The following is a 10,044-nucleotide window of genomic DNA, read 5'->3' on the forward strand; positions in this document are numbered from 1 at the left end:
GCGCCGATCGAGGGTGCACTCACCCCGGACGGCGCCATCCGCGTCATGCGCGAGGCGGGCTACAACGCCGGCCTGCTGCGCAAGACCATCGATGACATCCACGGCCTGCTCCTGCCGGCCGTGCTGCTGCTCAACGGTGGCGACGCCTGCGTGCTGGTCAGGCGCCTGGACGAGCCCGCCGCGGTCGGCGCCGGTGCCTGCCGCTACGAGGTCGTCTTCCCTGGCCCCGAGGCCGCCGCCGTGCCGGCCACGACGGCGGAGCTGGAGCCGGAGTACAGCGGCTTTATGTTGGCCGTGTCGCCGCTGGAGACCGCCCAGGGCGCGCGCGCCGAGGCACCGCTGCTCAAGATGGGCGACAAGGGTCTGGAGGCTCACTGGCTGTGGGGCACGCTCAAGCGCTTCACGCCCTACTACCGCGCGTCCATGATCGCGGCCCTGCTGTCCAACGTGCTGATGCTGGTGTCGGGCCTGGTCACGGCGGTCATCTACGACAAGGTCATCCCGAACCAGGCCATGGTCACGCTGTGGACGCTGGCCGTCGGCGCCGGCGTGGCGCTGCTGTTCGACCTGTTCGCGCGCCAGCTGCGCGCCCACCTCATCGACCTGGCCGGCCGCAAGGCCGACCTCGTCATCGGCGCCAAGCTCTACCGCCAGACGCTGGGCGTGCGCATGGAGCACAAGCCCGCGTCGGCCGGCTCCTATGCCCACTACCTGGCCCAGGTGGAGATGGTGCGCGAGTTCTTCGCCTCGGCCACGCTGTCGGCGCTGTCGGACCTGCCGTTCCTGTTCATCTTCATCGCGATGACCTTCGTCATCGGCGGCCCGCTGGGCTGGGTGCTGGTGCTGGCGGTGCCGGTCATCATGGGCCTCTCCTGGGCCATCCAGGGGGCGCTGCGCCGGGCCATGCGCACCAACATGCAGGAAACGGCGGACCTGCACGGCACGCTGGTCGAGTCCCTCGAAGGCCTGGAGGATTTGAAGACGTCGGGCGCCGAAGGCCGCTTCCTGCGCCGCTACGAGCGCACGACGGCCATCGTGGCCGACTCGGCGCTGACCGCGCGCACGCTGTCGAGCTGGAGCATGAACCTGTCCAGCACGCTGCAGCAGTCGGTCAATCTGATCCTGCTGGTGTGGGGCGTCTACCTGATCAAGGACGGCCAGATCACCTCAGGCGCCCTGATCGGCTCGGTCATGTTCGCCAGCCGCGCCATTGCGCCGCTGGGCAGCCTGGTCAGCCTGGCCACGCGCTACCAGGGCGCGCGCGCCGCGATGCTGTCGCTCAACCAGATGATGAACGCGCCGGTCGAGCGCGACAGCAGCCGCAATTACGTGCCGCTGTCCCAGGTCAGCGGCAAGGTCGGCCTGCACGATGTGGGCTTTGCCTATCCGGCCCAGCCGACGCATGGCGCCCAGCAGGCCGCGGAGTCGACCGCGCCCAAGGTGCTGCGCAATGTCACGATGCGCATGGAGGCCGGCGAACGCGTGGCCATCCTCGGCCGCATCGGCAGCGGCAAGTCCACCATCCTGCGCCTGCTCGGCGGCCTGTATCAGCCCACCGAGGGCATGGTCGAGGTCGACGGCATCGACCTGCGCCAGATCGACCCGGCCGAGTACCGCGCCCGCGTCGGCTTCGTCAGCCAGGAGCCGCGCCTGTTCGTCGGCACGCTGCGCGACAACGTGCTGATGGGCCGCGCCCACCTGGATGCCGGCCGCCTCGTCGAGGTCGCCAAGCTGACCGGCCTGGACCGCGTCGTTGCCGGCCACCCGATGGGCTGGGACCTGCCGGTGGGCGAGATGGGCCAGTTGCTGTCCGGCGGCCAGCGCCAGCTCGTCGCGCTGGCGCGCGCCCTCGTCACCAAACCGCAGGTGCTGCTGATGGACGAGCCGACCAGCTCCATGGACGCGCAAAGCGAGATGGCCTTCCTTCGCCAGTTGCGTGACGCGGCCGGCACGGCCACGCTCGTCGTCGTGACGCACCGCCCCGCCGTGCTGGAGCTGGTGCAGCGCATCGCCGTTGTCGACGGCGGCCGCATCGTCATGGATGGCCCGCGCGACCAGGTGCTGGCGGCGCTGTCCGGCGTGCGCCCGGCCGCCCCCGGCGGCGGCGCTGCTGAAGGCGTTCATCTGCATCCATCCGCCCAGCCCGTGCAGCGCAGCGCTTCGGTATGACGTCCGCGTTGACCAAAGAGGAAGGCCTGTTCGTCAGCGCCATCCACGCCGCGCAGATCGACGAGCCCCTGCCGCGCGCGACCTGGGCGCTGTACCTGCTGTGCGCCGTCATCACGGTGGCCATCACCTGGTCGGCGCTGGCCAAGGTGGACGAGATCACGCGCAGCGACGGCCGCATCGTGCCCGACGGTCGCGAGCAGGTCATTGCCAGCCTGGACGCCGGCATCCTGCGCGAGCTGAAGGTGCGCGAAGGCCAGGAAGTGAAGCTTGGCCAGGAACTCGCCACACTCGACCCGACCCGCGTCGAGGCACAGCAGGCCGAAGGCCAGGTCAAGCGGCTGGCCTTGATGGCCGCGGCCGCGCGGCTGGCCGCCGAGGCCAGTGGCCGCGCCAGCGTGCAGTGGCCGGCCGAGGTCGACCCGCGGGCCCGCTATGCCCAGGGCGAGGCCGAATCCTTCGAGGCCCGCAAGCGCCTGCTGGACGAAGCGGTGAGCGCCATCAACCGCAGCCTGGGGCTGATCTCGCGAGAACTCAAGCTGGCCCAGGACATGTCCAGAAGCGGCTTGATGAGCGACGTGGAAGTGATGCGCCTGAACCGCCAGGTCAACGAGATCCAGCAGCAGCGCACCGAACGCCTGTCGCGCTATCGCCAGGAAGCCAGCCAGGAACTGGTACGCGTGCGCAACGAGCTGGCCCAGCTGGACGAGCAGATGGTGGTGCGCCAGGACGCGCTGACGCGCACGGTGCTGAAGTCGCCCGTGCACGGCGTCGTCAAGACGGTCAAGGCGGGCACCATCGGCGGCGTCATCGCCAGCGGGGCACCCATCCTGGAGATCTCGCCCATCGGCCCGCAGGTGCTGGTGCAGGCCAGGATCAAGCCGCGCGACATCGGCTTCGTGCGCCTGGGCCAGACCGCCAAGGTCAAGCTGGCCGGCTACGACTACAACACCTATGGCGGTCTGGTGGGCAAGGTGACCTACATCAGCCCCGATGCCGTCACCGAGGGCGAGAAGGCGAGCGAGAGCCACTACCGCGTCATCGTCACCGCCGAGCGCAACAACCTCAAGTACAAGGGCGAGACCCTGCCCGTCATCCCGGGCATGACCTCGGTGGTCGAGATCAAGACCGGCGAGCGCTCGGTGCTGAGCTATCTGCTGCGGCCGATGATGAAGTCGCAGGAGGCGCTGCGGGAGCGCTGAGTGCTACCAGAGAGACGTCACCTGGCTGTGCACCTTGTCGGCTTGCAGGCGTTCCTCGGTCGAATAACCAGAATGGACATAGGCAGGGCCGCCTGCAATGACGCGCCCGTCGGCCAGTGTGGCCTCGACCTGATAGAGGCCTTCTCCGGCGATTGCTAGGCGGGCCGTGGTTTTGGCGCTGAGGGGCAGCGGGCCGAGCTGTGTCGTCACGGTGCGAGCGGAGTTTTTCGTGGTGATCGTCACCTGCGAAACCGGTTGCCCGGCCTGGTTGATGACATGGACCGTCATCTGCGGTTGCAGGGAGCCTCGCAGGCCGGCGGTCAGCGCGCCTGCGCCGAAGCTGATGGCGAGCGCGACAAGCAAGCCCAGCCAGTCCAACAGTTTCACGAAACGCATGCGCTTGTCCGTGGGAGTTTGGTGCGCACTATGCCAACGACCTGGTGCCGTGCCGCAAGCCATGGCATCGTTGTTCGACGCCGTGCAGCAACGGGAAAACCGCGTGTCGTGCACCGCTTATCGGTGCTTCGCTGATAGGCCCGCGATGGTCTAGTGACAGGGCCATGCTGTACCCCTTCCGCCATCTCCTTGCCGCCGCTCTCGCAGCGTCGACCGCTCTCTGTCCTCTCGCACTGGCGCAAACGCGCCCGCCCAGGACAGCCGCCCCGCCACCCGCGCCGGTTGCCGAGGCGCCTGCATCGCAGGGCCGCTGCAATGAGGAAGACGCGGGGTTGTCGCGCCTGGGCCGTGACATGACGGCGCTGGAGACGACCAACGGCGACCCGCGCGCCTCGCTGCAGCTGCTGATCGACCGCACGCTGTCGCGCAGCAAGGCCCTGGGCGCCGTGCGCCTGATGGCCGAGGCGGCCCGTTTCGATGTCGAGGAGACCCGGGCGCTGGCCATGCCTACCGCGACGCTGAGCATCAGCGCCAACGGCGTGCACGCGACGTCCGGTGGGATGAATGCCGGCCGAGGCGCCCTGGTCGGTGCGACGCTGAGCGCCGGCATGGCGGTCTGGGACTTCGGGCGCATCGCCAAGCTGACCGAATGGCGCAAGGAGCTGGCCGAGGTGGCTTCTCAAGGCCAGCGCAGTGCCGAGGAGCAGCTGTCGTTGAACGCCGTCGCGCTGGCGCTGGACCGCAGCCGCTATGTGTTGCAGGGCCAGGTCTATGCGCAGTACGTGCGCAAGATGACCTGCCTGGTGGACGCGCTGGAGATCATCACCAAGGCCGACCGCGGCCGCGCCAGCGAGCTGGTGCAGGCGCAGAAGAGCCTGCAGCAGGCCGACCTGTCGCTGGAGCAGACCATGTCGGCGCTGCGCCAGACGGAGGTGCGCATGAAGCGCCTCGTCGGCGAGCCGCTGCCCCCGAGCATCGGCATGACGGCGGCGCTGTCGCTGCTGCCCGACCTGGAGCAGATGCAGAGCGACATCCTGCTCGGCGCCGATGTGGCGCAGGCCGAGGCGCAGGCGCGCTCGCAGCGCAGCTTTGCCGAGTCGGTCATCGCCGGCCAGAAGCCCACGGTCAATCTGACCGGCAGCGCCAGCGCGCTGTTCCGTGCCGGTGGTGGCCCGAACGAGTCGCGCTCGACCGACGTCGGCGCCGGCGTGTCGGTCACCATCCCCATCCTGCAGCCGGGCGCCCAGGCCCAGGCCAGCGCCGCGGTGCACCGCTACCGCGCGACCGTGCTGCAGCGCGACGAGGCCATCGAGGCCAAGCGCTACCGCCTGCTGGAGATGCACGAGGTCGGCACCTCCACGCTGGACCGCGCGCGCCGCATCGTCGAGATCCTGCGCAACAGTGACCGCGTGCGAGCGTCCACGCTGCAGCAGTGGCAGCAGCTCGGCCGGCGTTCACTCTTCGACGTGATGGCCGCCGAGGGCGACTACTACTCCATGCGTGTCGCGCACGTCAACGCGATGTTCGACGCCCAGCAGATCGTCGCGTTGATCTGGAGCATGGGACGGGGTGTGTCCGCGCCGCTGCGTTGAAGTGAAAGTGAGCCCCTCGCCCAGTCCCGCCCCCGCTGAACGCGGGCGGGCCTAGTCGGTCCCCCGAGGGGACGGCGATGCTTGCCGGATCGACCGGCAAGCACATCGCCTACTGGGCCGGCTTGGGGCGGCGCGGCGCTCGGCCCGAATGCGGCTTCATACGTCGCGGGTGGCGCGGACGCGGGATGGATACCTGACATGACCCGGGCGCCGGCAGGCGCATAAACAAGAAGAGCCGGTCTGTCGACCGGCTCTTTGCCTTTGCTGCCGCGGCGGCTCAGTAGCGCCCGAGCAGATTCTTGTCGTGGTAATACTGGTCCAGCGAGCGCCGCAGCGTGGCCGCGCGGGCCTGCTGCTCGGGCGTGGCCTGGGCGCCGACGCCGAAGAAGTAGAGGTCATGCACCGCGTAGTCGGTGTGGAAGCCGTGCTCCTTGAACCAGGCCGGCAGCTGGGCCAGCGCGGCGAAGTCGTCGGCCACCAGGTTGCGGTAGTAGTTCTGCTGCATGCCCACCGTCAGCGGCGAGTCGCCGGGCAGGAACTCGGCCGTGCCGTGCTGACGGCGGCCGGTCGTGGCACAGGTCATCATCATCAGGCCGCCCGGCTTGAGCAGGCGCAGCATGTTCAGCCAGGTCACGCGCCAGCCGGGGTTGTGCTCCATGGCCTCGCAGCTGACGACGACGTCGAAGCTCTCGGCCGGCGCGCCGTAATGCTCGCCGGGACAGACGACGTCGACGTCGCGGCCCTCGCCGACGTCGAGCCCGACGTATTCGCAGTCCTGGAAGAACTGGCGGATGGAGCCGTTGAGGTTCAGGCTGCCGATTTCCAGCACCCGCGTCTGGTTGAAGTACTCCGGCAGGAACTGCTTGACGCTGTTGACGTAGAAGAACTGTTGGACGTGGGCCATGGGGTGTTGCGGTGGAGATGGTTCGATCGGGCAGTAGAGGGCATCTCGCGCCGCTGCAATGACCGGATGACGTGGGGATTCCCGGTGTTCTTGCGGTCGCTCAGGATTTCGGGGCTTGAAGGATGCTCTGGCGCACGCTCATGAAGGCCTGCAGATAGCTGTCGAAGCCCTGGTTGCGAAATGCCTGCTTGAGGGCGTCGCTGCAGATGGCCAGCGTGTCGGGCACGGCCGCCGGCTCCGACGCATGCCGGAAGCCGAAGGGGTTGTGGGCGACGACGCGCCAGCGCGGCTGCAGCGTCAGCAGCAGCGAGGCGATGCGCTCGACGAGGAAAACCTTGAGCTGCACCGAGCCGGCATAGGAAGTCTCTGCCCGCAGCCGTGCGCCCACCGGGGAGGCCTGGTCCTCGCAAAGCGCGAACAATGGTTCGGTCCACGCGAACCATTCGCGCCAGAACGCCGGGCGGGCGACGAAGTAGTTGCTGAACACGGTCTGCCGGCAGTCCATCACCAACTGCGGCAGCGGAACCGGGCGGCCGGTGGCCTGCAGCGCGGCCATGCAGGTCTGCATGAAGCCGGGGTGCGACACCTCGCCCTGCTCGAAGATGTTCAGGTAGCAGGCGATCTGGGTCGGAAAGGGCGAGAACAGCAGCACGTCGGCATTCGCGCCGTGCTGCTGCACCTGCTGAATGACGGCCTCTGCGCCCAGGCCCGTCTTGGCCCTGAACTTGGGCGAGAAGAAGCCGTAGAAGCGGTCCTCCTGCAGGGCCTGCGTGGCCAGCCAGCGGCGGATGGGCCAGTACTCGAACCAGTCCGGGCGGGCGTTGTCGAGGTTGTCGAGCAACTCGTAGCCCGGCTCCATCGCTGCCAGGGTGTCGGGCGAATAGGCGATGTGGAAAAGGCTCAGCGGCAGGTCGGCCATGCGCGGCAGTGTAGGGCGCGCTTCAACTGCACACGGCGGCGCAGTTGACCGGCAATTGACCGACTATTACCGCCGCTTCCGGGTGTTTGCCGTGGCCGGCCGCTCTCACAATGGCGGCCGAGAGGAAACATCTTGATCGACCTTGTCTGTGCGACCCGCCTGACCTCCGAAGAGTTTTGGGGCCGCTCGGCCCTGGGCCTGTCGCTGCGCCGCATGGTGCACGACGACCGGCTGAAGGCGCGCGTCTTCTACGAGAACCGCCGCGGGCTGCCGGCGCTCTACAACGAGCGCATCGCTGCAGCCGACGCCGCGCCGGTGCTGGCCTTCATCCACGACGATGTCTGGCTGGACGACTACTTCTTCTACGAGCATGTGTTGGCAGCGGTGCATGCCTTCGACGTCATCGGTGTGGCCGGCAACAAGCGCCGCGCCCCGCAGCAGCCCTCCTGGGCCTTTCCGAGCCTCAAGTTCGAATGGGACGAGCGCACCAACCTGAGCGGTGTCGTCTCGCACGGGCCGTCGCCCTTCGGCACGATCTCGGCCTTCGGCCCGGTGCCGGCCGAATGCGAACTGCTCGACGGCGTGGTGCTGGCGGCGCGGCGCGACACGCTGCGCCTCAAGCAAGTCGGCTTTGACGAACGCTTCGACTTCCACTTCTACGACATGGACTTCTGCCGCTCTGCCCGCGCCGCCGGCCTGCGCCTGGCGACGTGGCCGATTGCGATCACGCACCAGAGCGAGGGCGGTTTCGGGTCGAGCGGCTGGCTGGAAAACTACAAGAAATACATCGGGAAGTGGGGGGAGTGAGGCCCCTCGGGCCGGCTCGGGAGCGGCCCGGCGCTTGGCCCGAGGGCTAGAACCACTCCACCGGCAACGCCAGCCCCACGCCCTGCAGCAGGCCTGCCCGCGCTGCCTTCAGCTCCGGCGTCGGCGCCGGCCAGCGGCGGTAGACATGCAGGAAGTCCAGCACGACGGTGGTGTTGTTCGACGTCTCCTGCTGGCCGCGCCGCGCGCCCGGGTTCACGTAGTCCTTGTGCATGACGGCGCCGCCGCCCGGTACATGCACGGGCATGGCGCGCGAGCAGACGCCGAGCAGCCAGTCCCAGTCTTCCTGTGACGCCAGGTGGGCGTCGAACGCCAACCCTTGCAGCAGGCTGCGTCGGTAGGCCAGGCAGTGCAGGGGGATGAAGTTCTTGACCCAAAGGCTGTTGAGCTCGCTTGAGCCCAGCGCGCTGGTTTGGCGGCCCAACTCCGGAATGCCGGGCTGGGCGCGGTCCTCGGTGACGACGGTGATGTCGGTGAACAGCACGCGCGCCTCGGGCCGCTCGCAATACGGCCTGAGGGTGGCGAGGTGGTGCGGCTCGAAGCTGTCGTCGTCGTCCAGGAAGACGACCCATTCGCCGCGCGCCAGGCCCAAGCCCCGGTTGCGGCTCTCGGCCGGGCCGTTCGCGCCGGTGCGCTTCAGGAAAGTGTCGGCCGGCCCCAGGTCGCGGGCGACGACGGCGGCGGTGTCGGCGTCCAGCGCGTCGGCCACCAGCAGGATCTCGAAGTCGGCGCAGGTCTGCGCGCGCAGCGACGCAATCGCGCGCGCCAGCGTGGCCGGCCGGTGATGGGTGGCCATGACGACCGAGAAGAAGGGTGCGGTCATGGGCGGCGATGCTAGCCCCGCCGCGCCCGGGCGCGCGGCAATGTTGCGCGGCAGTTGCCCTGCAGTTCGACACATCGCCCCCGCAAAGCCACTCGTAACATCCCGCCAACTTCCTGGAGAGAGGCTGTGGCTTCCATTGCCGTCATCATTCCCACCACCGGCGACCCGCTGGTGCGCGAGGCCATCGCCTCGGTGCTGGCCCAGACCGCGCCGGACGTGACGCCCTTCGTCGTCATCGACGGCCCGCGCTTTGCACCTGCCTTCGAGGCCGCCACGGCCGGCATGGACCTGGGCCGCTGCCATGTCGTCACGCTGCCGGTCAATGTCGGCGCGGGCGGCTTCTACGGCCACCGCATCTATGCGGCCTTCTCGCATCTCGTCGACAGCGAGCTGATCGCCTTCCTGGACCAGGACAACCGTTTCCAGCCCGAGCATCTCGCGCACCTGTCGGCCGTGTTGGCCGACGGGCGCTGGGACTGGGGCTTCGCCCTGCGCCGCGTTGTCACGCCGGCCGGCGAGCCGCTGCTGGACGATGAATCGCAGAGTGTCGGCCCCTGGGGCTCGGCCAAGCCCTATCCGCTGGTGGACACCAACTGCTACCTGCTCAAGACCGAGGTGGCGCACAAGGTGGCCAGCTATTTCCATGGCGGCTGGGGCCAGGACCGCGTGTTCTACGCGGCGCTGTCCCAGCTCTTCCCGAACTACGGCTGCTCGGGCGCCTTCACGGTGGACTACCGCACCCGCGAGGACCTGCAGCCCAAGGTGGTGGAGCTGCTGACGCGCGAGAACGCAGCCATCCGGCAGAAGTTCGGCGGGCGCCTGCCCTTTGTCGGCCAGCCGACGAAAGCGGCGGCATGAGCGAGCTGCAGCGCAGTTTCGACATCTTCGACACGCTGATCTCGCGGCGCTGCATCTGGCCCGGTGCGGTCTTCGACGCGGTCGAGCAGCGCAGCGGCCGCGCCGGCTTCGCGGCCACGCGTCGTTGGGCCGAGCAGGCCCTGGGCGACCAGGAATACACGCTGGCGGACATCTACGGCGTGCTGGCGCGCGCCATGCATCTCGGCGCCGAGCAGGCGCAGGCGCTGCTGATGCTGGAGGTCCAGGTCGAGCTGGATACCGTGATCCCGGTGGCCGACAACATCGCCCGCGTCGAGGCCGACAGCCTGCTCATCACCGACATGTACCTGCCCGAGGTCGTCATTCGCCAGCTGCTGCAG

10 protein-coding genes are annotated in these 10,044 nt (G+C 68.8%); 6 read left to right on the top strand and 4 right to left on the bottom strand.

The features are described 5' to 3' along the window. Both ACT6S0_RS24185 and ACT6S0_RS24190 read left to right on the top strand, forming a co-directional pair. On the top strand, positions 1-2,169 hold a 2,169-nt coding region (locus ACT6S0_RS24185; protein WP_444766317.1), incomplete at its 5' end, for a type I secretion system permease/ATPase. Between the two features lie 8 nt (positions 2,170-2,177). Continuing rightward, on the top strand, positions 2,178-3,368 hold the full coding sequence (locus ACT6S0_RS24190) for an HlyD family type I secretion periplasmic adaptor subunit (RefSeq protein WP_444766318.1): 1,191 nt from the start codon (positions 2,178-2,180) through the stop codon (positions 3,366-3,368). A gap of 3 nt (positions 3,369-3,371) precedes the next feature. Here the strand turns inward: ACT6S0_RS24190 and ACT6S0_RS24195 are convergent, their stop codons facing one another. Further along, positions 3,372-3,764: a hypothetical protein gene (locus tag ACT6S0_RS24195; protein ID WP_444766319.1), complete on the bottom strand. Its 393-nt coding sequence runs from the start codon at positions 3,762-3,764 to the stop codon at positions 3,372-3,374. Positions 3,765-3,928: 164 nt separating this feature from the next. Here ACT6S0_RS24195 and ACT6S0_RS24200 point away from each other — a divergent pair, with 164 nt between their 5' ends. Next, a complete protein-coding gene (locus tag ACT6S0_RS24200; RefSeq protein WP_444766320.1) occupies positions 3,929-5,356 on the top strand; it encodes a TolC family protein in 1,428 nt (475 codons plus the stop codon). A gap of 277 nt (positions 5,357-5,633) precedes the next feature. Here the strand turns inward: ACT6S0_RS24200 and ACT6S0_RS24205 are convergent, their stop codons facing one another. Both ACT6S0_RS24205 and ACT6S0_RS24210 read right to left on the bottom strand, forming a co-directional pair. Next, positions 5,634-6,260, bottom strand: coding sequence for a class I SAM-dependent methyltransferase (locus ACT6S0_RS24205; RefSeq protein ID WP_444766321.1), 627 nt, complete (start codon positions 6,258-6,260; stop codon positions 5,634-5,636). A 100-nt stretch (positions 6,261-6,360) separates the two neighbouring features. Continuing rightward, positions 6,361-7,179 carry a hypothetical protein gene (locus tag ACT6S0_RS24210; protein WP_444766322.1) on the bottom strand — a complete coding sequence of 273 codons (819 nt, stop codon included), beginning with the start codon at positions 7,177-7,179 and terminating at the stop codon, positions 6,361-6,363. 132 nt (positions 7,180-7,311) lie between these two features. On the opposite strand from ACT6S0_RS24210, the gene ACT6S0_RS24215 reads away from it, so the two are divergent. Further along, complete coding sequence (locus tag ACT6S0_RS24215; protein ID WP_444766323.1) at positions 7,312-7,986, top strand: glycosyltransferase family 2 protein; 675 nt, start codon at positions 7,312-7,314, stop codon at positions 7,984-7,986. Between the two features lie 46 nt (positions 7,987-8,032). Here the strand turns inward: ACT6S0_RS24215 and ACT6S0_RS24220 are convergent, their stop codons facing one another. Further along, on the bottom strand, positions 8,033-8,827 hold the full coding sequence (locus ACT6S0_RS24220; RefSeq protein WP_444766324.1) for a glycosyltransferase family 2 protein: 795 nt from the start codon (positions 8,825-8,827) through the stop codon (positions 8,033-8,035). Positions 8,828-8,953: 126 nt separating this feature from the next. On the opposite strand from ACT6S0_RS24220, the gene ACT6S0_RS24225 reads away from it, so the two are divergent. Continuing rightward, positions 8,954-9,685 carry a glycosyltransferase family 2 protein gene (locus ACT6S0_RS24225; protein ID WP_444766325.1) on the top strand — a complete coding sequence of 244 codons (732 nt, stop codon included), beginning with the start codon at positions 8,954-8,956 and terminating at the stop codon, positions 9,683-9,685. Next, on the top strand, positions 9,682-10,044 hold a 363-nt coding region (locus ACT6S0_RS24230), incomplete at its 3' end, for a hypothetical protein (RefSeq protein ID WP_444766326.1). The genes ACT6S0_RS24225 and ACT6S0_RS24230, both read left to right, overlap by 4 nt.

Origin of the sequence: Roseateles sp., assembly GCF_052436255.1 — a bacterium.
Lineage (GTDB): Bacteria > Pseudomonadota > Gammaproteobacteria > Burkholderiales > Burkholderiaceae_C > Pelomonas.

Bases quoted from the DNA above. Each gene is read 5' to 3' on its own strand.
- ACT6S0_RS24195 (WP_444766319.1), bottom strand. From the start codon at position 3,764: ATGCGTTTCGTGAAACTGTTGGACTGGCTGGGCTTGCTTGTCGCGCTC.
- ACT6S0_RS24200 (WP_444766320.1), top strand. From the start codon at position 3,929: ATGCTGTACCCCTTCCGCCATCTCCTTGCCGCCGCTCTCGCAGCGTCG.
- ACT6S0_RS24205 (WP_444766321.1), bottom strand. From the start codon at position 6,260: ATGGCCCACGTCCAACAGTTCTTCTACGTCAACAGCGTCAAGCAGTTC.
- ACT6S0_RS24210 (WP_444766322.1), bottom strand. From the start codon at position 7,179: ATGGCCGACCTGCCGCTGAGCCTTTTCCACATCGCCTATTCGCCCGAC.
- ACT6S0_RS24220 (WP_444766324.1), bottom strand. From the start codon at position 8,827: ATGACCGCACCCTTCTTCTCGGTCGTCATGGCCACCCATCACCGGCCG.